Source organism: Gaetbulibacter sp. NE (genome assembly GCF_025548475.1).
In the GTDB taxonomy this organism is placed as follows: domain Bacteria; phylum Bacteroidota; class Bacteroidia; order Flavobacteriales; family Flavobacteriaceae; genus Gaetbulibacter_B; species Gaetbulibacter_B jejuensis.
Window position 1 is genome coordinate 73,853 of sequence record NZ_JAOQHY010000005.1, and the last position, 26,115, is coordinate 99,967.

The following is a 26,115-nucleotide window of genomic DNA, read 5'->3' on the forward strand; positions in this document are numbered from 1 at the left end:
TGTTATCTTTGAATACATATTAGATATATAAACTAATAAATCAACTAAAACTTATGGAAAAATCGATTAAATCTTCATCAATAAACTATGGCTTATACCTTGGTTTATTTCTTTCTACAATAACAGTTTTATTTTATGCTGTTAACCTAGAAATGTTGACTAAATGGTGGTTAGGTATCATATTATTCTTGGTCATCTTAATTTTTGGAATTGTATCTACAGCAAAATCTAAAAGCCTTTTAGGAGGATTTATTTCTTTTAAACAAGCATTTTCCTCGTATTTCATTACAATAGCAATAGGCTTTATTTTAAGTACAGCAGTGAGTGTTTTATTATTTAATGTTATTGATCCTGAAGCTGCTGAAATTTTAAAAGAAAATGTCATTGAAGCTTCTCGACAAATGATGGAAAATTTTGGAGCTCCTCAATCTGAGATTGACAAAGCTATTGCAGAAATGGCTGACCAAAATCAATTTGCTATAGGAAATCAGCTAAAATCGGTTGCTTTTCAATTAATTTTCTACGCAGTAATTGGATTAATTGTTGCATTGTCAATGAAAAAGAAAGATCCTAACGTAGCTTAAATAATTTCTTTATTTTTGAACGATAGAATATAGAAATCATTTACATGAACATATCAGTAGTCATACCACTACTTAACGAGAGCGACTCTTTAACAGAATTACATGATTGGATTGCAAATGTTATGCAATCCAATCATTTTTCTTATGAAATTCTATTTATTGACGATGGTAGTACTGATGGCTCTTGGGAGACCATTACATCGTTATCTAATAAAAATCCAAACGTAAAAGGCATTAGATTTCTTAAAAACTTTGGGAAATCGCAAGCACTACACGCTGGTTTTGAAAAAGCAAAAGGTGACGTAGTAATTACTATGGATGCCGATTTACAAGACAATCCTGACGAAATCCCTGAGCTTTACAATATGATTGTTAAAGAGGGTTACGATTTGGTTTCTGGCTGGAAAAAGAAACGTTTCGACTCAGTAATTTCTAAAAATCTACCTTCCAAACTTTTTAATTGGGCTGCACGAAAAACATCAGGCGTAAAACTGCACGATTTTAATTGCGGTTTAAAATCATACAATAATAAAGTTGTAAAAAATATTGATGTTAATGGCGAAATGCACAGATACATTCCTGTGCTTGCCAAAAATGCTGGTTTTACTAAAATAGGTGAAAAAGTGGTGCAACATCAAGCCAGAAAATATGGCGAAACCAAATTTGGAATGGAACGTTTTATTAATGGTTTTCTAGACCTTATCACCATTTGGTTTTTATCGCGTTTTGGTAAACGTCCTATGCATCTTTTTGGCGCTCTTGGAGTGATTATGTTTGCCATTGGTTTTGGGTTTGCGTTATACTTAGGAATAGATAAACTCTTTTTAAACCCAACAGGTCGACTCATAACCCAACGACCACAATTTTACATCTCACTAGCCACAATGATTATTGGAACACAGTTTTTTGTTGCTGGGTTTTTAGGTGAGATTATTTTAAGAAGTAAGCAAGACAAAAAACGCTATTTGGTTAAGGATGAACTAAATTTATAATCCTTTTCTTATAAATTAACGCCTAATTAAACTTTAACATTTACCTAATTGTTTATTTTTGTTATATACAATTTCAGATAACTTATGATTTATATTGAACCAGAATTATTAGAGAGAGTGAACACTTGGTTAACACCAACTTTTGACGATAACACTCAAGAACAGATAAAACATTTAATTGCAACCAACCCAAAAGAGCTTAAAGAATGCTTTTACAAAGACCTTGAGTTTGGTACTGGAGGAATGAGAGGTATTATGGGACTTGGCACTAACCGAATTAACAAATACACGTTAGGAAAAAACACACAAGGACTAAGCAATTACTTAAAACAAGTATTTTCTGGAGAAACTATAAAAGTTGCCATTGCTTATGATTGTAGACACAACAGTAATACTTTCGGCAAAGTTGTAGCAGATGTATTTTCGGCAAACGGAATTCAAGTGTATTTATTTGAAGATTTAAGAGCTACTCCTGAACTATCATTTACGCTAAAACATTTAGGTTGTCACTGCGGAATTGTACTTACTGCTTCGCACAATCCTCCTGAATACAATGGATACAAAGTATATTGGCAAGATGGCGGACAATTAGTACCACCACAAGATGCCGAAATTATTGCTGAAATAAACAAGTTGGATTATTCTGAAATTAAATTTGAAGCAAATACAGATTTAATCGAATACATAGGTGAAGCTATTGATAATGTGTTTATTGATAACTCAGTAAAAAACGGAAGTTTTAACACCTCCACAGAAGCCAAAGAAAACTTAAATATTGTATTTACCTCTTTACACGGAACCTCAATTACTGCTGTTCCTGAAACTCTAAAAAGAGCTGGTTATACCAATGTAAACATAGTAGAAGAACAGCGTCAACCTAATGGCGATTTCCCTACTGTGGCATCACCAAATCCTGAAGAACCCGAAGCTTTAAAAATGGCTATGGAACTTGCTGAAAAAGTAAATGGAGATATTGTAATTGGCACTGATCCTGATTGTGACCGCTTGGGTGTTGCTGTAAGAAACCTAGATAATGAATTGGTGATTTTAAATGGTAATCAAACCATGATTTTAATGACTGATTTCTTATTAAAACAATGGAAAAACTCTGGTAAAATCAATGGTAATCAATTTGTAGGCTCTACAATTGTATCTACACCTATGATGTCGGTTTTAGCAAATGCTTATGATGTAGAATGCAAAATTGGTTTAACTGGTTTTAAATGGATTGCTAAAATGATTAAAGACTTCCCTAATATGGATTTTATTGGTGGTGGTGAAGAAAGTTTTGGATTCATGGTTGGTGATTTCGTAAGAGACAAAGATGCTGTAACCTCTACCCTTTTAGCTTGTGAAATTGCTGCTCAGGCTAAAGCTGAAGGTAAAACACTATATGAAGCATTAATTGATTTATACGCTGAACACGGATTGTATAAAGAGCGTTTAATATCATTAACCAAAAAAGGAATTGAAGGCGCTCAAGAAATTAAGCAAATGATGATTGATGCTAGAGAAAATCCGTTAAAAGAAGTTAATGGCTCAAAAGTAGTTAGAATTGAAGACTACCAATTATCTATTGCAAAAGATGTAAAAAACAATACTGAAGAAGCCATTGATATTCCAAAATCTAACGTATTGATTTACTATACCGAAGATGGTAGTAAAATAGCACTTAGACCAAGTGGTACCGAACCAAAAATTAAGTTTTACATCAGCGTAAACACTACATTAGACAATGTGTCAGACTTTAAAACAGTGGAACAAAAATTGGAATCGAAAATTGACGCCATTGTTGACGACATGAAAATAAATTAATGAATTACTTTAAGCAAATACTTCGCTTTGCGAAACCTTATAAAAGTTATGCTGTACTCAATATTATAAGCAATGTTTTTTATGCATTGTTTGGTACTTTAGCTATGGTTTCTCTATTTCCAATGCTTAATGTGTTATTTGATAAAACCAAACAAATAAACACTAAGCCAACTTGGGAAGGCATTTCTAAAATTAAAGATTATTTAGAAAGCTATTTAAATTACTTTGTTACTCAAAAAGCTAATGAAGGACATGACGATGTCCTTATTTTTATGGTAGTTTTGGTAGTAAGTATGTTTTTACTAAAAAACCTATTTAGCTATTTAGCAATGTACTTTATCACCTTTTTAAGAAACGGTGTTTTAAAAGACATAAGAAATGAATTGTATGACAAAGTGGTAGATTTACCTATCGCTTACTTTTCTGAAAAACGAAAAGGAGATACTATTGCTAGAATAACAACCGATGTTCAAGAAATACAAACTTCATTCTTGTCGATACTAGAGCTTATTGTTAGAGAACCGTTAATGATACTATTTACAATCATTACCATGTTTCTCATTAGTGCTAAACTCACGTTGTTTGTTTTTATTTTTATTCCTGTTTCTGGTTTTATTATTTCCAGAATTGGAAAAAGCTTAAAAAAACGTTCTGACAGAGTTCAAAGTGAACAAGGTCAATTACTATCTATCATTGAAGAAACTCTTGGTGGACTTAAAGTGATTAAAGGTTTTAACTCTCAAAAAATATTTGGCGAAAAGTTTAAAGAATCTACAACACGATTCAACAAGTTTTCAAACAACCTACTTAACCGTCAAAATTTAGCATCGCCAACTAGTGAGTTTTTAGGTATTTTGGTTATTTCCATTCTACTATGGTATGGAGGTCAAATGGTTTTAATTGATGGCAGCTTAGAGGCAGGTTTATTTATTGTTTATATGGGATTAGCATACAATATTTTAACACCTGCAAAAGCTATAAGCAAAGCAAGCTATAGTGTGAAAAAAGGAAATGCGGCTGCCGAACGAGTACTGGAAATTCTAAACACACCTTCTCCACTTGAAGATAAACCTAACGCCAAAAACAAATCAGATTTTAATTCTGAAATAGCGATAAACGATGTGTCTTTTAAATATGAAGACGATCTAGTGCTTAAAAACTTTTCCATTAAAGTACCTAAAGGTAAAACCATTGCTTTAGTTGGGCAATCAGGTAGCGGAAAATCTACAATTGCAAATCTTGTAACTCGTTTTTATGATGTTACTAAAGGTAGTATTGAAATTGATGGTGATAACATTAAAGACCTTACTAAAAAATCGTTGAGGAACCTTATGGGATTGGTTACTCAAGATTCAATATTATTCAACGAGTCTGTAAAAAATAATATTCTTCTTGGTAAAAAAGATGCCACTGATGAAGAAATTATTGAAGCCTTAAAGGTAGCTAATGCTTGGGAGTTTGTTAAAGATTTACCTAACGGAATAGACACCAACATTGGCGACTCTGGAGGAAAATTATCTGGTGGTCAAAAACAACGTTTAAGCATTGCCAGAGCAGTCCTAAAAAATCCTCCTATCATGATTTTAGACGAAGCAACTTCTGCCCTTGATACAGAAAGTGAACGCTTAGTACAAGTTGCATTAGAAAACATGATGAAAAACAGAACGTCAATTGTTATAGCGCATAGGCTGTCTACCATTCAAAATGCCGATGAAATTATAGTTATGCAAAAAGGTGAAATTGCCGAACAAGGCAAACACAACGAACTTATTGCTTTAAATGGTGTTTACAAAAAACTTGTAGACATGCAAAGTTTTGAATAAGCTACTATTTCACTTAAAATAAATAAGTAAATATAAAAGGGATACATCTATTTAGGATGTATCCCTTTCTTTATATTACCAGATTTGGGGACACTGGCAATAAGCTAGTAGGTTAGGTGATGTAAACATAAAACAAAAATTCTTACAAAGCAAGAAAAAAATGCATTTCATCGTAATAAAGTTACACTTAATCGATAAAAATTATATTAACATATTGCAAATCAGTATTTTAAATTTTAAAATAAAAAACCACTTTTTTTAATTAAACTTTTCATATTTTCAAAAGTCTAAATAATAAACTTATAAGTGACTGACGAAAAAGAGCTATTACTTAGATTAAGAACCGAAAACACCAAAGAACAAGCCTTTAAAGAATTACTATCGCTTTACAAGGAACGCTTATATTGGCATATTCGAAAAATTGTGATTTCACACGATGATGCTGATGATGTACTTCAAAATACATTTATAAAAGTGTATAAGAACATTCATAATTTTAAAGGAGATAGTAAATTGTTTTCATGGATGTATCGTATCGCTACCAACGAATCTATAACTCATTTAAACAAAAATGCGAAACACCTTCAAATTAGTAATGAAGAGTTTCAGCAACACTCAATTTCCAATTTAAAAGCTGATGTATACTTTGAAGGAGACGATATACAATTAAAATTACAGCAAGCCATTGCAACGTTGCCTCAAAAACAACAACTTGTATTCAATATGAAATATTTTGATGATATAAAATACAAAGACATGGCTGAAATACTAGATACAAGCGAAGGAGCATTAAAAGCATCCTACCATATTGCAGTAAAAAAAATAGAAGGCTACCTAACCTCAAATTAAACCTTTTGAGTATATTTTAGTCAAATAAACAAATGAAAAACAAAAAATTAGAACATATTAAAACAACTGGCTTTAAAACTCCAAAAAACTATTTTGAAGGTTTAGACGATTCTATACTAAATCAAGCTAAGCTATCTTCAAAAATAGATACTAATGGATTTAAAGTGCCTGAGTCTTATTTTGAAAATTTAGATGTAAAGGTGTTAGATGCTGTGAAAACGCAACCAGAAACCAAAGTTATAAAGTTGTTTAATTGGAAAAAAGCAGCATCAGTTGCAGCAATAGCAGCATGTATGGTTTTAGCTTTTAATTTGTTTTTTGGTTCTGAAGACCAAATAAGTTTTGATGACCTTGAGCTAACATCTATTGAAAGCTACATTAGTGAAGAAGATTTTACCAATGAGGACTTTGCTTCTTTAGTTACCAATGATGATATTAGCATTTACGACTTTTCGGAACTATCAATAACCGAAAACACCCTTGAAAATTATATTATTGAAAATACAACTGTTGAAGATTTAATTACTGATTAATAATGAAAAAATTAATAGTATCCCTTTGTTTTATTTGCCTTTTTGCTACTGCTTTTTCTCAATCTCATGAAGAAAAAAAAGAACGCATTAACGCACTAAAAATAGCATTTATAACAGAACACTTAAACCTTACCGAAAGTGAAGCACAAAAGTTTTGGCCTATATATAATGCTTATGAGCTAGAAGAAGACATGCTACGTGAACTATCTAGAGAAAAGAAGCGAAAAATAAATAATGACATTTCTGAAGCTGAAGCTAAAGCTATTTTAGATGATCTTATAAAACTAGAAAACGAAAAACACAATTTAAGAACTGACTTTTTTGACAGTTTAAGAAAAGTGATTAGTTCAAAAAAAATCCTGCAACTTAAAACTGCTGAAGAAAACTTTAAACGAAAAATGTTTGAAGAGTTTAAAAAACGTAGACAAGAACGAAAAAACAAACCCTAAATAATTAAAGAGCCTTTTCAGGCTCTTTTTTTTTAGTTCTTAAAAGTAAGTTTAGAAATTCGTCCTTTTCCTGCTGCATAAGCTACTGAATCGTTTAAAAACCTTATGGTATAAAACCCTTCATCACTAAGATGTTTCCATGAATCTCCTGCATTATTAGTGTAGTCAATTCCATTAAAACCTACAGCAACTAATTCTTTGGCATTACTATTTGGTACATATTGCACACAACTTCTATAACCTGGTCCTTTTCCGTTAGCAACCACACTCCATGTTTTTCCTCCATCTTCTGTTCGTATTTTATTGTCTATAGTATCATTAGGTTGGGTATAATCTCCTCCTATTGCAAAACCATGTTGTGCATCATAAAAATCCAAAGAGTACATTCCTGTAGTTTCTTTTCCTTGAATAATTGGAGTATCATAAACTTCCCAAGTTGCCCCTTTATCTGGTGAATATAAAATTCTGCTCGCTTTTCCTCCTGTAGCAACCCAAGTATGGTTGTCAACTATAGCGATATTAGTATCGCTTGCTGCAAAAGCTGCTTCGCCATTTATAGTTTTCGGTAAATCTTCACAAGGCAATTTAGTCCATGTTTCTCCACTATCTCTGGTAATTATTACACTCATACAATCATCAGTTGGATCACCAATAGCAATACCTTCTTGGTTGTTCCAAAAATCCATAGAATCGTAAAATGCTTTTGGATGGATTTCTTGGTAAACAAGTTTAATTTCATTGTCTTCAAATTTATATAACATGGCTGGTGAAGCTATTGATAACACAAATAATGCATCTTCAATCTTATCTATTGATCTAATGGCTAGCGCTGAAGTATCTGATTTAAAAAGTCTTGACCAATAGGACAATCTTTCACCAAAATCTGAAGAACCAAATACATTTGAATTCTCTTTATTCATTTCATCAATTGATTCAAAACCAAAATTACCATTAGAACCAGCAAACCAAACTTTGCCATTCGCAATTTTAATTGCTCTAACATCTAATAATGAATCTTCTGTAATAATAGTTTCAATTTCAACACTTGTAAAACTATTAACTCTTTTAGCTTCCTTACCATTACATGAACTTAACATAACTAGCAATACAGCAACAACTAATATTCTCATTTCAAATATATTTTTCTTAAAAACAGAAATATAACACAACTTTAAAATAAATCAACATATTAACCGTATCTTTGCATGCTGAACTTTTTACAATGCGATTACATAGAAATTTATGTTTTGCCGTTATTGACGGCTTACACAAGATATTTAACGAAGGTGAATATGCCGACAAGGTAATTCAATCACTTTTAAAGCGTGATAAACGTTGGGGAAGCAGAGACAGATCGTTTGTTGCCGAAACCACTTACGACATTGTACGTTGGAAACGTTTATATGCTGAAATAGCTGAAGTTAAAGCACCTTACGACAGAGACAACCTTTGGCGAATGTTTGCTGTTTGGGCAACCTTAAAAGGTATTCGTCTACCTGATTGGAAGTATTTTGTAAATACGCCAACACGTAAAATTAAAGGTCGTTTTGATGAATTATCAAAAATTAGAAAATTCCGCGAGTCCATTCCTGATTGGATTGATGAAGTTGGAATTGCAGAATTAGGTGAAGATACATGGACTAAGGAAATTGCTATGCAAAATGAGCAAGCCGAAGTTATCTTACGTGTAAACACTTTAAAAACCAACAAAAAAGACTTACAGTTAAAACTTCAGTCTGAAGATATTGAAACCGAGTTTTTAAACAACTATCCTTACGCTCTAAAATTAAAAGAACGCGCTAATGTATTTAAAACCGAAGCTTTTAAAGATGGTTGGTTCGAAGTACAAGATGCATCGTCTCAATTAGTAGCCGACTTTTTAGATGTGCAACCAGGAATGAAAGTTGTAGACACTTGTGCTGGAGCTGGTGGTAAAACATTACACATCGCTGCTTTGATGCAAAACAAAGGTCAGGTGATTGCAATGGATATTTATGAAAGTAAGTTAAAAAAGCTGAAAACCAGAGCCAAGCGTAATGGTGTTCATAATTTTGACATGCGTGTTATTGACTCTACAAAACCTATCAAAAAACTTTATGACAAAGCCGATAGAGTTTTAATTGACGCTCCTTGTTCTGGATTAGGTGTTTTACGTAGAAATCCTGATGCAAAATGGAAATTAGAACCTGAATTTCTAGACAGCATAAGAGTAACACAACAAGAGGTATTACAACAATACTCTAAAATGGTAAAACCTGGTGGCAAACTAGTGTATGCTACATGTTCGGTTTTACCTTCTGAAAACCAAAAACAAGTTGACAAATTTTTAACATCGGAATCTGGAAAAGACTTTACCTTTGTAAAAGACAAAAAGATTTTAGCCCATAAATCAGGTTTTGATGGGTTTTACATGGCATTACTTGAAAAGAAAAAATAAACTAAATAGATGAAACAATTCTACACTTTAATAGCTACTTTAATTTTTTCAACTGTAGCTTTTGCACAAATTCCAGCAGGCTATTACGATAGTGCCACAGGAACTGGCTACACTTTAAAAACGCAACTACACAACATTATAGACAACCATAACGATCAAGGTTATGATGCTATGGATGGTTTTATTGCTTCTTATGATTTAGACAACTACTATGAAACAGGAAGTAATACGATTTTAGACCCTTATTCAGAAAATCCATCAGGATCAGACCCTTACACATTCTCTCCGGTTAGTGACGAATGCGGAAATTACAGTGTAGAAGGCGATTGCTATAACAAAGAGCATGTCATTCCACAATCTGTTTTCAGCCAAAATACTCCAATGAGAAGTGACGCTCATCACCTCTTACCTACTGATGGTCGTGTTAATGGTTTTAGAAGTAGTTACCCTTTCGGAGTTGTTGATAACAGTCAATTAGTTAGTCAAAGTAATATTTCTAATCCAACGCAAAATGGCTCTAAACTTGGAGGCAACCTCAATAGTGGTTACTCTGCTGGTTATACCAATACAGTTTTTGAACCTATTGATGAATTTAAAGGAGACATTGCTCGTATCTACTTCTATTTTGTAACGCGATACGAAGATCAAATTAGTAGTTGGGGAAGCTATGCTATGTTTGACGGAAGTTCAGACAAAGTATTAGACGATCCTTTTTTAAACATACTTCTAACATGGCACCAAATGGACCCTGTTTCTCAAAAAGAAATAGATAGAAATAACAATATCTATTACAACCATCAGAGTAACAGAAACCCTTTTGTTGACCATCCTGAGTACGTTGAAATGATTTGGAACATAACTCCTGACACCGAAGCTCCTTCTACTCCAACCAATCTTATGGTTACTAACGAAGGTTCAACTACAATTTCTTTAGATTGGACTGCATCAACTGACAATATAGGTGTTACTGCTTATGATGTTTATGTAGATGGTGTATATAATATGACGGTTACCACAAATTCAGCAACTGTAGTTAACTTAACTCCAGAAACTACATATTCGTTTTATGTAATTGCAAAAGATGATGCAGGAAACGAATCTTCTCAAAGTAATTCAGTAAATGGCACCACAACTGAAGCTGGAGCTAATGGTGATGAGTGTGCCTCAGAAGATTTTGAAGACATACCAGCAAACAGTTCGCAATATACTGATAGAACCTGGACAGGAGATAGTGGTACTTGGAACGCTACCGAAGCTAGAACAGACCAAACCATAGAAGGCAGTAGAGCTATATTAATCGATTATAGAGGCACTACTGATGGCGCATCTTTAACCTCACCTACTCTTAGTGGTGGTATTGGAAGTTTTACGATTACTACTCAACGTATCTTTTCTGGTTCAGATGGAACCTTAAATGTAATGGTAAATGGAAATCTTGTAGGCACAATCCCTTATAGCGACACTGTACAAACTACAACTATTACTGATATTAATGTTGATGGAAATGTAACTGTGGTTATTGAGGATAATAACTCTGGTGATGCCAGAGTAGGAATGGATAATTTATCTTGGACATGTTATTCAAGTTTAAGTTTACCTGAAAATAGTATAGAAGCTATTTCAATTTATCCAAATCCAGTAAAAAATAGTTTAAACATTAAACTTAACAGTCAAATCGAAACTCAAATCGACATATTTAATGTTTTAGGTAAGCATGTTTTATCAAAAGTAATTAACAATTCTAGTACAATAAATACAGAACAACTTTCAACAGGAGTTTATATTTTAAGAATTAAACAAGGTAATTCTACCTTAAGCAAAAAGCTCATAAAAAACTAAACTTAAAAAAGCGACTCTTACAAGTCGCTTTTTTTTGTTCAAAACCTCGTGAATAAATCCTACAATCAATAATTGAAATAATCATCATTACACGAAAAAAAGTGTATTTTTGCACTTTCAAAACACAACTATAACATACGCATAATGATTCATTTCTTCGGAAACCAAAACAGCAAAGTATTTGCTGTTCAAGCCACAAAAGAATTATCAACAGAAACCATTTCTAAATTAGTATGGTTATTTGGCGACCAGCCAAAAATAGAACAAGCATCTCTCGATGCTTTTTTTGTTGGCCCAAGAGCTGCCATGATAACGCCTTGGAGTACAAATGCTGTAGAAATTACTCAAAACATGGGAATTTCTGGCATCATTAGAATTGAAGAATTCATTTCTACATCTGAAGATTTTAAAGGGTACGACCCAATGATTTCTGAAAAGTTTTCAAGCTTAAATCAAGACATCTTTACCATAAATATTCAACCTGAAGCGATTCAAAATATTGAAAATATTTCAGCTTATAACCAACAAGAAGGTCTAGCGCTTAGCGACGAAGAAATTGAATATCTTGAAGGTGTTTCAAAAAAGATTGGTCGTCCATTAACAGACTCTGAAGTATTCGGGTTCTCACAAGTGAACTCAGAGCACTGTCGTCATAAAATTTTCAACGGAACTTTTGTTATTGATGGTGAAGAAAAACCAACTTCTTTATTCAAATTGATTAAAGAAACATCAAAACAAAATCCAAACGATATTGTTTCTGCATACAAAGATAACGTAGCGTTTATAAAAGGACCTGTTGTAGAACAATTTGCTCCAAAACGTGCTGATGTTCCTGAATATTACCAAACTAAAGATTTTGAATCTGTAATTTCATTAAAAGCAGAAACACACAATTTCCCAACAACTGTAGAGCCTTTTAATGGTGCTGCAACAGGTTCTGGAGGAGAGATTAGAGATAGACTTGCTGGTGGTAAAGGTTCTATTCCTTTAGCCGGAACAGCAGTTTATATGACATCGTATTCGCGTTTAGAAGAAGAGCGTCCTTGGGAAAAGGCGTTTCCTGAGCGCAAATGGTTGTACCAAACTCCAATGGATATTCTAATTAAAGCATCTAATGGAGCGTCTGATTTTGGAAATAAATTTGGGCAACCTCTTATTTGTGGTTCTGTTTTAACTTTTGAGCACCAAGAAGGCAGCGATAAAATCGGTTATGACAAAGTGATTATGCAAGCTGGTGGTATTGGTTACGGAAAAGCAGATCAAGCCATAAAAGACACACCAAAAGAAGGTGATAAAATCGTAATTTTAGGTGGTGATAATTACCGAATTGGTATGGGAGGTGCTGCTGTATCGTCTGCTGATACTGGCGAATTTGACAGTGGTATTGAGTTAAATGCCGTACAGCGTTCTAACCCAGAAATGCAAAAACGTGCTGCCAATGCGGTTCGTGGTATGGTAGAGAGTGATGAAAATTCAATTGTTTCTATTCACGATCATGGTGCTGGTGGACATCTTAACTGTTTATCAGAATTGGTTGAAGACACAGGTGGACACATTGATTTAGATAAATTACCAGTGGGTGATCCTACACTTTCTGCCAAAGAAATTATTGGTAACGAGTCTCAAGAGCGTATGGGATTAGTCATTTCAGAAAAACACTTAGACACATTACATAAAATTGCAGACAGAGAACGTTCACCAATCTACGATGTTGGTGAGGTTACTGGCAAGCATCGTTTTACTTTTGAGTCTAAAACCAATGGTGACAAACCAATGGATTTGGCTTTAGAAGACATGTTTGGTAGCTCTCCAAAAACTATAATGACAGATCATACGGTTGACAAAAACTACAGTGATCTATCCTATAATTCAGATAACTTTTACGATTACTTAGACCAACTATTACAACTCGAAGCTGTAGCTTGTAAAGATTGGTTAACTAACAAAGTAGACCGTTGTGTTGGTGGTAAAGTAGCCAAACAGCAGTGTGCTGGTCCATTACAACTTCCATTAAATAATGTAGGTGTAATGGCTTTAGATTATAAAGGAAAAGAAGGTATTGCCACAAGTATTGGCCACTCACCTATCTCAGGATTAATAAATCCTGTTGCTGGTAGTCGTAATTCTATTACAGAAGCCTTAACAAATATTATTTGGGCACCATTAAAAGATGGTTTGCAAAGTGTTTCGCTTTCAGCCAACTGGATGTGGCCTTGTAAAAACGAAGGCGAAGATGCTCGATTATATGAAGCAGTTAAAGCTGTTTCTGAATTTGCAATAGATTTAGGCATCAATGTACCAACAGGAAAGGATTCGCTTTCTATGAAACAAAAATATCCTGATGGTGACGTTATTTCTCCTGGTACAGTTATCATTTCTGCTGCAGCAAATTGTAACGATATTTCTAAGGTTGTAGAACCTGTTTTCAAGAAGGATAAAGGCGATATTTATTATATCAATATATCTCAAGACGACTTTAAACTTGGTGGTAGCTCGTTTGCACAAATCAATAATAAAGTAGGAAACAGCACACCAAATGTAAAAAGTGCAGCTTATACTAAAACTGTGTTTAACACGATTCAGCAATTAATAAAAGATAATAAAATTGTTGCTGGTCATGATGTGGCTTCTGGTGGATTGATTACAACTTTACTTGAATTGTGTTTTGCAGATAACAATCTTGGTGCAGAATTAGATATTACTGAATTGGCTGAAAAAGATTCATTCAAAGTTTTATTTGCTGAAAACGCAGGTATAGTTATTCAATCTACAGATAATAGCATAGAAAACACATTGTCTGATGCTGGAATTACCTTCCATAACATTGGAAAAGTAACTGATGCTGATGTATTAAGCATCATCAACGCAAGCGAAGTATTTACCATGACGGTTTCGAGATTACGAGATATGTGGTACAAAACCTCTTTCCTACTCGACCAGAAACAAACTGCTAATGGTTTGGCTGAAGCACGTTACAACAACTACAAACAACAACCACTTCAATATACATTCCCAAGTCATTTTACAGGTAAATTGCCTAGTATTGACGGTAGCAAACCAAGACCTAAAGCTGCAATTCTGCGTGAAAAAGGAAGTAACTCTGAACGTGAAATGGCAAATGCCATGTACTTAGCAGGTTTTGATGTTAAAGATGTACACATGACCGATTTAATTTCTGGTCGTGAAACTTTAGAAGACATTCAGTTCCTTGGTGCTGTTGGTGGTTTCTCAAACTCTGATGTTTTAGGCTCTGCTAAAGGTTGGGCTGGTGCTATTAAATACAATGACAAAGCCAACGAAGTCATTAAAAATTTCTTTGAAAGAGAAGACACGCTTTCTGTTGGTATTTGTAACGGTTGCCAGTTAATGATGGAACTAGATCTTATTAATCCAGAGCATGAGCAGCATGGTAAAATGGTGCATAATGATTCTCATAAACACGAGAGCTCATTTACGTCTGTAAAAATTCAAGAGAATAACTCTATTATGCTTTCAACGTTAGCAGGTAGCACACTAGGTGTTTGGATTTCTCATGGTGAAGGAAAATTCAACCTTCCTTATGCTGAAGATCAATACAATATTGTTGCAAAATATGGTTATGCTGAATATCCTCATAACCCAAATGGTTCAGATTTTAATACAGCTATGATGACTGATAAAACTGGAAGACATTTGGTGACTATGCCACATATTGAGCGTTCTACATTTCAATGGAACTGGGCAAATTATCCTGATGGACGACAAGATGAAGTGTCGCCTTGGTTAGAAGCCTTTGTAAATGCTAGAAAATGGATTGAAAACAAGTAATCATTTTTTTTAATTAATTTAGTAGAGAAATTACCCCAAATGAAACAACTTTCACTCGTATTTTCTCTACTATTTTTTTTATCTGTAAATGCTCAAGATTCAGATTTAAAACCACTCGTAAATCAACTAAAAACTGAAATACAATCTGAAAAGGACGATGCCAAAAAGTTATTTCTTTTAGATAGCCTAACATCGGTTGTTAGAGATAAATCTAGTTTTCCATACGACTCTATTGCACGTACTACTATAGATCTCGCTATAAAGCTAGACTCTTTTAATATTGCGGCTTACAACACTACAAACCTTATTAATTATCACAATAATTTTTTAGGAAAACCTAAAACAGGTATTGCTATTTTCAATACTTATTTTAAAGCCTTAAAAAATAATATTAGTGCTAGAAATTTAGCAGGTTTATATATAGACTCTGGCGATAGTTATTACTTTACCAAGCAAGTAGACTCTGCAATGTCTCACTACGACAAAGCCATTACTTATGCCGAAAAAGCTAATGATAATCGGGTTAAAGGATTTGCGATTCTGTATAAAGGTTACGCCTATTCTGATGAAGGAAAATTTGCGCTGGCTTCGCAAACTCTAAAACAAGCTTCAGAAATTTTCACCACAGAAAAAGACACTTTCAATATTATAGCTGCTAAAAACTCCTTAGCCATATTGTATAGTGCTAATGGTTTTATAGAAGAAGCTCAAAAAGAACGCAAAGAAACTATAAAATTAGCCACCGAAACTAAAAGTTACGGACAGCTTATCTCACTGTATGTTAACGAAGCAAACGATTTAAAAAAGCTAGGTTTAGAAACCCAACGTATTGAGAATCTTCACAAAGCTATGGTGGTTTGTAAAAAATCGAATCATTTCAATTACTTCAACCCTATTTTATTGAATGCGCTCACTATTGCTTATGCCGAAAATGATAGTTTAGAAAAGGCGAAATTCTATTTAAAAGAAGTTGAAAAAGACCAACAAAACACACAAGGCATCCATAAAGCTAGATATTATAAAGCCATAAAAAAACTAGCTTTTGCTGAAAAAGACTACGAAAAGGCAGAGACACTTGGTATAGAGCACTTAAACATTGTATCTACAAGTAATGACATTAAAGGAAAAAGAAAGGCTCAGAAATTCTTATCTGAAGTCTACGAAAAATTAAATAAACCTAATGAAGCACTTTCGTTTTATAAAGCTTCAAAAAAAATTGAAGACTCGATACAGTCGGTACAAAAAGCCAAAGCACTAGCCTATTACCAAACGCTTTATGAAACTGCAAAACGAGACAAAAAGATAGAAGAACAAAATAGTGAAATTGCACTTCTAGATGAACAAAACAAACGCAAAAAACAAACCTTATGGTTTAGCATTTTAGCATTAATAGCACTGTTTAGTATTATCGTTTTATGGCGTTCTCGAAGATTTTCACAAAAAAAAGCACAACTACAAAAAACCTTTGCACAAGATTTAATTAGAAATGTAGAAACTGAACGCAAACGCATTTCTAGCGAACTTCACGATAGTGTGGGCCAAAGTCTGTTACTTATAAAAAATAAAGTTTTGCTCAACGATACACAAAACCAAGACACCAAAATTATAGACGACACTATTGATGAAGTGAGACATATATCTCAAAGTCTTCATCCTTTTCAGTTTGAAAAATTGGGTTTATTAGCTTCAATTAAAAATACGGTTGAGAATTTTCAGAAAAACTCTGACATCTTCTATTCAGAAGTTATTGAAATCGAAAAGTTAGAAATTTCTAAAGACAAAGAAATTTTTGTTTTTAGAATGCTACAAGAATGCTTAAACAATGTTGAAAAACACTCTAAAGCAAAAGCTTGTAACATCATGGTTGAAAACCTAAACGATTCTGTATTATTTCAAATAAAAGATAATGGTATTGGGTTTGATGTGTCTGAAAACAGTCAAATTATAGATAGCCTTGGATTAAAAACTCTAAAAGAGCGTGCCCAAATAATCGGTGCTCAGTTGAGTATTGATTCTGTTAAAGGAAAAGGCACAACGATACAAATAAAAGTTCCTAAACGTTAAACAATGCCAACAACTATCATTCTTGCAGATGACCACCCATTACTACTTAATGGAACAAAAGAATTTTTAGAAAAAAAGTGGTTTAAAGTTATTGATACTGCAACCGACGGAAATACTGCGTACAACAAAATTTCAAAACAAGTTCCTGATATTGCTATACTGGATTTTGACATGCCTAAACTAAATGGGCTCGAAGTCGCACAAGAAATACAACGCAATCAGATAAATACTAAAGTTATTATTTTAACACTTCATAAGCAAGAATCGTTACTAAACGAAGTGGGAAAAACTATACATGGATACATTACAAAAGACAGTGCTTTAGAAGAGTTAGAGCTATGCTTAGATAGTATTAACAATAACAACACTTACATAGGAAAGAAGCTAAAAAGCACAGTTCATTTTGATAGCAGCACTAATACATCCATTGAAACTTTAACTGCTACCGAATTAAAAATATTAAAATACTTAGAAAAAAACCTCAACAGCACACAGATTGCCGAAGAGCTATTTATCTCTAAACGTACTGTTGAAAAACACCGAAGTAACATTATAAAAAAGCTAGAGATAGATACCACCAACCAAAATGCACTTTTTGTCTGGTTAAAACAAAACCCAGACCTTTTTAATACGTAAGCCTACGTATTTTACTACCAAACAACATGTTATAATTTTGAAACTTATAAAATTGTAACATCCTATTATCACTAAGCACAAATACCATTTACCTATTAATTATTGGGTTGTAGATATCTTTTATGTAAGCATAAGCAATAAAGACTATCATCTATTACAACCCGATGGATATAGTTACATTTTATATTCTGAAGAAAACAACACAACCTATCACAAGCCACTTGCAACCCCTTTACAATTAAAACATTCTCAATTTGTAGTTAAATGCAGACCAACATATGTAGATCATCTTACTCAGAATAATATAACTATAGAGGCTACCAATTCTGATGAATTTTTAGCACAACTAAATACATCTAAACTTAAAGATCTTACACCTTCAATATTAGATAGTATTATTTTTCACCTACACTTTTTAAACGAAAACACATCACTAAAACAACTTTCTAAACGCTATCAATGCGATACCAAAAACATTGAAAACCTGTTTAAACGTAGCGTTGGACTTTCTTTTATTCAGTATCAAAATATCCTAATTACACTACGTAGACCTACGTATTGAATAGAGCTCTACACTAGTATAATTTAGCATATAGAATCAATAACCTATATAGTTATGAAAAAACTTATTTTAATAGTTATAGTCTTGCTTTTTAATACAAAAATAGTTGCACAGACTGCTACAGTAAGCAGTGGCAACACAGCAAATAGCTCTCAAGGTAGCGTAAGTTATACTATAGGACAGATTGCCTACACCAGTAGCACGTCTTCAAGCGGAAGTATTGAGCAAGGTGTACAACAATCGTATTCAATTTCAGAAACATTAGGAACACAAGAAAGTGCTATATCATTAAAAATAGTTGCTTTTCCAAATCCTACAACCAATACATTACAACTTAAGTTAGAAAACGACAATCCTGATTTATCTTATAGACTTATCAACCTCATAGGTGAAACAATTAGCATAGAGAAAATAGTCTCTAATAGCACAATTATTAATATGAAGCAGAAACCTTCGGCCACCTACTTTTTAAACATATATCATCAATCTAATCTTATAAAAACATTCAAAATCATTAAAAACTAATATTATGAGAAAACTATACCTTATCGCATGTGTGTTTTGCTATTTTTTGTCATATGCTCAAAGTCCTGAAAAAATGAGCTATCAAGCAGTTATAAGAAATGCATCTAACGAACTTGTTAGCAATGCTAGCGTTGGTACGCAAATAAGCATTTTGCAAGGAAGCTCTACAGGTACAGCGGTTTATACAGAAACACATGCACCAGTAACAAACCAAAACGGATTGATAAGCATAGAAATAGGTAGTGGATCAGTAATATCTGGAGACTTAAGTACTATTGATTGGTCATCTGATACCTATTTTATTAAAACCGAAACAGATCCCGATGGAGGCACAAACTATACTATTATTGTTACAAGTCAGTTATTAAGTGTACCATATGCGCTACATGCTAAGACAGCATCTACAGTAACCAATCCTGTCCTAATGGAACCTTATATTTTAGGTAGAAGCTACCCATCTGATGATGGAAAGTTTAGTTACAATGGTAAAACTGGTTGGCAAGCAGCAAATGAAATGTGTAAGGATAGCTATCCTGAAGAACCATATGCAAGAGCATTTACTGCCGAACAAATAACACAAGCTATTGTTATTGGTAATTATTCATCTAATTCAAATTATGACAACGTTCCTTTTTGGGTTATCACCTCTTCTGTTACTAAAGGAGATTCTTTTAATGATTCTGGTTTTAATAATTCACAAAACTTTTCAGAAAACGCTGCAGATGAATCTAGAGGAGTTAGAGGTACCATTACTTTTAACTACACAAGTATAGGAAACGGTGGAGGTTTAACAATACCTCGATTCTTTAATGTAGAACAAGAAGTTATAAATGGGCTAAACTACCCTTGCCTTTGTGGTACTTATAAGCCTGCAGAACAAAATTAAACTAAGCTATTAATCAATCCTTTGAGAGGTCAAAATTTAAAAACGTTTGGCCTCTTTCTTTTTTAATTCTAATTACACTACGTAGACCTACGTATTGAATAGAGTTCTACACTAATATAATTTAGCATATCGAATCAACAACCTATATAGTTATGAAAAAACTACTACAATTACTATTTCTACTATTTTCATTAACACCTATAGCTCAAAACACTATTTATGTTAATGTTAATGTTTCTGGTGGAAACAACGATGGCACATCTTGGGCAAATGCATATCAACACTTAACAGACGCTTTAAATGCAGCCAGTAGTTATGATGAAATACATGTTGCTCAAGGAAATTATTATCCAGATTTAGGAGCTACCCAAACCGACAACGATCGTTCTAGTTATTTTTTGTTGAACAAAAACTACATTACTCTTTTAGGTGGTTATAACGCAAGTAATAACTCTAGAAACCCAGAACTCTACCCAACAATTCTAAATGGTGATATACAACAAAACAATAATGACCAAAACTTTGTCTATACCATTTTTAGAACATCTGGCGACTACAATGTTATAGACGGTTTTACAATTATAAATAGCAATGCAGATAATTCAGGTGGCTATGGAAGTAATGAGGGCGGAGGCATGTTTGCACGAGGAGCAAACGCTACCGTTATTTCAAATTGCAAGTTCATAAACAATAAAGCAATAAATACTACTTCCTACAACGCTAAAGGTGGCGCTATATATATTGTAGAAATTGAACCAGGAAGCTTAATAATAAGAGACTGTACTTTTGAAACAAACATGGCAAACGAAGGTGGTGCAATTTATAACAACACCTTAAACTGGGACTATGGAGGTCCTATTATTGATAATTGTACGTTTTCATCAAATACAGCAAGTAGAGGTGGCGCTTTTTATATGGGGACAACGGAAGGCACAGTTATTAAAAATTCAATTTTTGATGGCAACTCCTCAGGTTCAGGTGGTGGAGCTATTTATACTAGTGGAAGTAGTAGTTTACCACCTGTTATAGAAAATTGCTCTTTTACTAACAATTCACATACAGCAAATAATGGTATAAGTGGTTCTGCTATTTATTTCAATGGTACAGACGCAACAATATCAAAAAGTACTTTTTCTGGTAATTCATCTGTACACAGTTTAGGTTCTGTAATTAATCCATATGGTAACATCCTTATTGACAAGTGTCAATTCTCTAACAATAGCATACCTTATATTATAAATTTAAACGATAATAAAACACTAACAATAACAAACACTCTTTTTAACGACAATGCTTCTATTGCTTTAAGTAATGGAAATGGAATAATTAATATTTCCAATTCTTCATTTTCAAACAATAGCACTGCCTTACGCTTAAATGCTACCAATGGAAATACTTTATACAATTCTATTATCTGGAATAACACAACCAATATTCAAAGCTTTAATGGTATTGCAGACACAAATATTATACAAGGTGGTTATAGTAACGGAACAAATATTTTAGATTCTAATCCGCTTTTTGAGGATGCTCCTAATCAAGATTACAGATTACAAAATACATCTCCCGCAATTGGAGCAGGAAATAACTCTTACAATAACAGTTTAAGGGATTTAGACAATAATTTAAGATTAAATGGTAGTAACATAGATTTAGGACCATATGAAAATGGCTCGTCTGAATGTCCAACATTCAACAATAATGTAATATATGTCAACGCAAACAATACAAGTACTTATCAAGATGGCAGCTCTTGGGCTTATGCATTTTCGTCATTACAAAACGCTTTGGATATGTACAATTCAAGTTGTGGAATTACATTACAAGAAGTTTGGGTAGCTCAAGGAACCTACTATCCAGATGATGGTAACAACCAAATAGCAGGTAATCGCGATGAATCATTTCATCTTCCTGAAGACATAATAATACTTGGCGGCTTTAGCGGTACTGAAACCAACTCTAATCAAAGAGATTGGGAAAATAATATAACTGTTTTAAGTGGAGACATTAACGCTCCAAATCAAATTAATGACAACAGTTATAATATCATTAAAACAACAAACGTAGGCAACAATATGCTATTAGATGGGTTTACCATTGAAAAAGGAAATGCTGTAAAAATAGAAACATATGGCCAAAGAGGTGGTGCTTGGTTAAACAGAACCACATCAGGTAGTGATACCTCTACTCCAACTGTAAAAAACTGTATATTTAAAAACAACCAATCTTTAACCTCGGCTGGAGCATTGTTTTTAGATGGTGTTACAGGAAGCACTGTAGGTATAAACCTTGAATACTGCACATTTAAAGACAACATCTCAACAGGCACTTCTAGTGGCAATAATGGTAGTGGCGGAGCGATAACTATAAATACATTCTCTGGTGAAGCCACTTTAAATGTAAATATTGAAAACTGCATCTTTAATGACAACTCAGCAAATCTAAATGGAGGTGCTATTTGGTCAAGACAAAACGCTAATGAAGATGGTGTTGTAAACATCACAAATAGTTTATTTTATGGTAATGTAGGAACAGGTGGCGGAATAAGCATATTAGATAATGGTGTAACAACCTATAATATTGTTAACTGCACATTAACAGAAAATGATGGCGATTCTGAAGCTGGAGCTGGCATTAGAGTTTGGAACGGAACTACAGCAACTGTAAACATTCACAATTCAATTCTTTGGGACAACACAAGAGCAAATGACCCAAACAACACACAAATTAACACTCAAATTTACGCTCCTAATTCAAACATAACCCATTGTATTATAAACAACATTTACAATACCAACTCAAATTCATCTAACGACCCTTTGTTTGTTGATGCTTTAAATAAAAACTTTAGAGTTTCGGAAACCTCAAGTGCAATAGATTCGGGCCTTTCAACACATAACAATTCAACATTTGATTTAGATGGTAATGAGCGTATTATTGGCTCTAATATTGACAGAGGTGCTTATGAGTTTGATTCTTGTATTGGCTCACCTAATGTTCTTTATGTAAATGCTAGTGCAACTGGCGCAAATGATGGAAGCAATTGGAACAACGCATTCACGAGCCTACAAGATGCTATCAACAATGCTATATGCGCTAATGAAATATGGGTAGCATCTGGCACATACAAACCAGGTTTACTTGAAACCGACAGTTTTATCATTCCTAATAATATAACCATTCTTGGAGGTTTTAATGGCACCGAAACTACAGCAAGTGAACGTAACTGGTCAGAAAATCTAACTATTCTTTCAGGAGATTTAAACAATGACAACACGTCAAATTCTGGAGATTCACATACTATTATAACCTTAAACGAAAACAATGTTACACTAGATGGGTTTATTATTGAAAATGGTTATGCCGATGATGATTCTGATAACTCGCAAGTAGCCATTGGTCGTGCTGGAGCTGGTATTTATATTAGAAATGCTGAAAACATAAACATAAACAACTGCATCTTTAAAAACAATACCGCCTACGGAAACGGAATTAATAATGGTGTTGGTGGTGCTATAATAAACTTTGGTAACAGTTCAACCACAACGACTATTTCCAATAGCTTGTTCTTTGACAACATTGCAACTGCTGGTGGTGGCGCAATTTCAGCCGAAAGTGGAAGTCTTGTAACAATAAATTGTACTATATCAAACAATATTGCCTCTCACGGTGGAGGTATTCATTTATTTGCTGGTAACGTTACAGCTACAAATAGTATATTCACTAATAACAGTGGCAGCAACGGAAATATAAATAATGGAGGAGCAAACTCACCTATTGTATCACATTGTTTATTCTTTAATATTACTTCTGGAAACAATGGTAGCATTCCTCCAAATGTAAATGATGGTGGAAATAACATTGAAAACGCAGACCCTATATATGTTGATGGTTACAAATTAACCGATAGCTCTCCAGCCATAGATGCTGGCGACAATAATTTTATAGACTTAACTGAAGATTTAGATGGAAACCCAAGAATATACAATTCAACTGTAGATTTAGGAGCTTATGAATTTTTCATAGCTTGCGAAAATTCTGTTATGGTTACATCTACTGCAGATAGTGGTCCAGGGTCTTTGCGTCATGTTATTGAAAATGCTTGCGATGGCACAACAATCTCTTTTGATCCAGCACTTAATGGAAGTAGCATTATTTTAACTTCAGGTGAAATATTTATAGACAAACCACTTACATTCTTTGGAAACGGTATAGAAAACACAATAATTAGTAGCAATAATAATTCTAGAATCTTCAATATTCAAAGTTTAGGTACTATTATAGAGGGCATTCATTTTCAAAACGGAAATGTTCCAACAACTGGTGGTCTTGAACAAACATCTGGTGGTGCTATATATGCTTCTGAAGCAAACATGATTATTTCTAATTGTAAATTCACTAGTAACACAGCTAGTATTGGAGGAGCTATTGCATTCCACGGAGTACAACCTCAATCAGGCGAAGTACTAGCAGATATCACAATGAGTGAATTAGTAATTTTTAACACAACGTTTCAAAACAATTCTGCTGCAACAGGTGGTGCTATTGAAACTCGCTATGCAAACACAACCATAGAAAACGCTCTATTCTCTGGTAACAAAGCAATAAGTCAAGGTGGTGGCATGTATTTATTTACATCAACTACTACTGTTACAAACATTACTGTTTCAGGAAATTATGCAGACAATTACAATGGTGGAATATTTGCTTACGTGCCTACTAGTGGAAATATAGGAGAGTCCTTTACTATGACAAATTCAGTAGTAAGTGGAAATGATGCTGGGTTTGCTTTTCCTAATATGGGACAATGTACAAGCTGCGATATAAGTTACTCATTAAACGGAGACTTTAACAATACTGGAGTTGGAAACTTGATGATGACTACAAATCCAGCATTTGTTAATCCTATACTAGCCAACACTGCTCCTAATTTAAACGGTGATTACGCATTAACAACATCTTCTCCTCTAGTCAACGCAGGAACAAATGCCACTATACCAGATATTAATCTAGATTTAGCAGGTAATCCAAGACTATTTGACGGCACTATAGATATTGGCGCTTATGAACTTCAATCGACTTTAACTATTAGTGATGTTTCAACTACAGATTTTAAAATCTATCCTAACCCAGTAAGTAATATACTAAACATAAAAACAGAGAATCAGCAGTTTGACTACAGTATATACAATATACAAGGCCAAGAAGTTCTAAAATCAAATAGCGTTAAAACATCAATTATAGATGTAACATCATTACCAACAGGAATATATATACTAAAGCTAGCAAGCAATAATAAAACTGAAAGTTTTAAAATTATTAAGCAGTAAAAATTAAACGATGCTATTAATCAACTAAAAAAAAGGTCAAGACTATAAATTGTTTTGGCCTTTTTTAAATCTTTTAATTTTAATACATTTACTATATCATCAAGCACCAGTGTATTAATTACATACATTAAAAACTGCATCAACTTTGCCTAAATTATCTCTATCCAAAGAAATTAAAAACCATCCTTTGTTTTCAAATATGGTTAAACTTGAATACGAGCAAAACTTTGAAACCATTATTACTTCAACAGGCTATAGTTATTTAGTATTGGTTTATGGTGATATTTCAATTAACAACAAAAAAGAAAACTATACTCTTCCTAAGGTTTTTATAAATTCAATAATGCCTAATTTCAATATTGTTGCGAAAAAAAACAGCTGGTTTGTTGTTATTAGGATGAATACTGATCGATTTTATCAAATCTCCAAAACCAACGTAAATATTCAAGGCGCTATTTCTAAAATAAGTCATATCGTTTCTCAAAAAGTAGTTGATGACTTACATCGTGAAATTGAAACAGCAGCGCACATCGATTACATTTTAATAATTGACAAGCATTTAAAACCTTTTTATGCTGAGTGGATTAAAAAAAGTAAAATTTCAGATATTATCGACTACATCTTCATCAATAATGGTTTGCTTAATGTAACTAATATAATTGACGAATTTCATATTTCACACTCATCGTTAAATCGTTATTTTAAAACCGCAACAGGTGTGACTGCCAATAAATTTTTAAGACTAATTAGGTTCAATTACATTGTTAGACATTTAGAAGCAAATAATATAGATATGCTTAGCGCTATTGAAGAATTTAAATATTATGATTACTCCCATTTCTCAAGAGATGTAAAGCAGTTTAGCGGCAAAACACCTAAACAACTTTTTGGCACTAAACACCCAATACTCAGGGACATGCTCTACAAGAAGATAAGATATTAAACTTTCATTTTGACGATTTTTTACATAAAACCTTAGCTCTA

Annotated in this window: 17 protein-coding genes; 16 read left to right on the forward strand and 1 reads right to left on the reverse strand. The window is 33.3% G+C overall.

All coding sequences use genetic code 11. The features are described from left to right. The first annotated feature begins 53 nt into the window (after positions 1 to 53). The 7 genes from OD803_RS08035 (at position 54) to OD803_RS08065 (ending at position 7,045) form a co-directional block, all read left to right on the forward strand. Positions 54 to 584 (forward strand): DUF4199 domain-containing protein, encoded by a 531-nt coding sequence (locus tag OD803_RS08035; RefSeq protein WP_262733046.1) that lies wholly within the window; start codon positions 54 to 56, stop codon positions 582 to 584. 44 nt (positions 585 to 628) lie between these two features. Further along, entirely contained in the window at positions 629 to 1,576 is a 948-nt protein-coding gene (locus OD803_RS08040) for a glycosyltransferase family 2 protein (RefSeq protein ID WP_131508424.1), read from the forward strand. An 84-nt stretch (positions 1,577 to 1,660) separates the two neighbouring features. After that, on the forward strand, positions 1,661 to 3,391 hold the full coding sequence (locus OD803_RS08045) for a phospho-sugar mutase (protein WP_262733047.1): 1,731 nt from the start codon (positions 1,661 to 1,663) through the stop codon (positions 3,389 to 3,391). Then, positions 3,391 to 5,214: an ABC transporter ATP-binding protein gene (locus OD803_RS08050; protein WP_129761296.1), complete on the forward strand. Its 1,824-nt coding sequence runs from the start codon at positions 3,391 to 3,393 to the stop codon at positions 5,212 to 5,214. The genes OD803_RS08045 and OD803_RS08050 overlap by 1 nt, the downstream gene beginning before the upstream one ends. 306 nt (positions 5,215 to 5,520) lie before the next feature. Continuing rightward, on the forward strand, positions 5,521 to 6,063 hold the full coding sequence (locus OD803_RS08055) for an RNA polymerase sigma factor (RefSeq protein ID WP_262733048.1): 543 nt from the start codon (positions 5,521 to 5,523) through the stop codon (positions 6,061 to 6,063). Positions 6,064 to 6,095: 32 nt separating this feature from the next. Beyond that, positions 6,096 to 6,596 carry a hypothetical protein gene (locus tag OD803_RS08060; RefSeq protein WP_129761294.1) on the forward strand — a complete coding sequence of 167 codons (501 nt, stop codon included), beginning with the start codon at positions 6,096 to 6,098 and terminating at the stop codon, positions 6,594 to 6,596. A gap of 2 nt (positions 6,597 to 6,598) precedes the next feature. After that, positions 6,599 to 7,045: a Spy/CpxP family protein refolding chaperone gene (locus tag OD803_RS08065; RefSeq protein ID WP_262733049.1), complete on the forward strand. Its 447-nt coding sequence runs from the start codon at positions 6,599 to 6,601 to the stop codon at positions 7,043 to 7,045. A 32-nt stretch (positions 7,046 to 7,077) separates the two neighbouring features. Here the strand turns inward: OD803_RS08065 and OD803_RS08070 are convergent, their stop codons facing one another. Then, complete coding sequence (locus tag OD803_RS08070; RefSeq protein WP_262733050.1) at positions 7,078 to 8,175, reverse strand: WD40/YVTN/BNR-like repeat-containing protein; 1,098 nt, start codon at positions 8,173 to 8,175, stop codon at positions 7,078 to 7,080. 92 nt (positions 8,176 to 8,267) lie between these two features. Here OD803_RS08070 and OD803_RS08075 point away from each other — a divergent pair, with 92 nt between their 5' ends. The 9 genes from OD803_RS08075 to OD803_RS08115 all read left to right on the forward strand — a co-directional run bounded on the left by OD803_RS08075 (position 8,268) and on the right by OD803_RS08115 (position 26,074). Next, positions 8,268 to 9,482, forward strand: a complete 1,215-nt coding sequence (locus tag OD803_RS08075; protein ID WP_129761291.1) for an RsmB/NOP family class I SAM-dependent RNA methyltransferase — start codon at positions 8,268 to 8,270, stop codon at positions 9,480 to 9,482. Between the two features lie 9 nt (positions 9,483 to 9,491). Then, positions 9,492 to 11,321 (forward strand): endonuclease, encoded by a 1,830-nt coding sequence (locus tag OD803_RS08080; protein ID WP_262733051.1) that lies wholly within the window; start codon positions 9,492 to 9,494, stop codon positions 11,319 to 11,321. 144 nt (positions 11,322 to 11,465) lie between these two features. Next, positions 11,466 to 15,128 carry a phosphoribosylformylglycinamidine synthase gene (purL, locus tag OD803_RS08085; protein ID WP_262733052.1) on the forward strand — a complete coding sequence of 1,221 codons (3,663 nt, stop codon included), beginning with the start codon at positions 11,466 to 11,468 and terminating at the stop codon, positions 15,126 to 15,128. 39 nt (positions 15,129 to 15,167) lie between these two features. Then, positions 15,168 to 17,192, forward strand: a complete 2,025-nt coding sequence (locus tag OD803_RS08090; RefSeq protein ID WP_262733053.1) for a sensor histidine kinase — start codon at positions 15,168 to 15,170, stop codon at positions 17,190 to 17,192. A 3-nt stretch (positions 17,193 to 17,195) separates the two neighbouring features. Further along, a complete protein-coding gene (locus OD803_RS08095; protein ID WP_131508386.1) occupies positions 17,196 to 17,828 on the forward strand; it encodes a response regulator transcription factor in 633 nt (210 codons plus the stop codon). A 616-nt stretch (positions 17,829 to 18,444) separates the two neighbouring features. After that, positions 18,445 to 18,915, forward strand: coding sequence for a T9SS type A sorting domain-containing protein (locus OD803_RS08100; RefSeq protein ID WP_262733054.1), 471 nt, complete (start codon positions 18,445 to 18,447; stop codon positions 18,913 to 18,915). Between the two features lie 4 nt (positions 18,916 to 18,919). Continuing rightward, a complete protein-coding gene (locus tag OD803_RS08105) occupies positions 18,920 to 19,801 on the forward strand; it encodes a hypothetical protein (protein ID WP_262733055.1) in 882 nt (293 codons plus the stop codon). A gap of 152 nt (positions 19,802 to 19,953) precedes the next feature. Next, a complete protein-coding gene (locus OD803_RS08110) occupies positions 19,954 to 25,131 on the forward strand; it encodes a choice-of-anchor Q domain-containing protein (RefSeq protein ID WP_262733056.1) in 5,178 nt (1,725 codons plus the stop codon). Between the two features lie 145 nt (positions 25,132 to 25,276). Continuing rightward, positions 25,277 to 26,074 carry a helix-turn-helix domain-containing protein gene (locus OD803_RS08115; protein WP_262733057.1) on the forward strand — a complete coding sequence of 266 codons (798 nt, stop codon included), beginning with the start codon at positions 25,277 to 25,279 and terminating at the stop codon, positions 26,072 to 26,074. Positions 26,075 to 26,115: the final 41 nt, after the last annotated feature.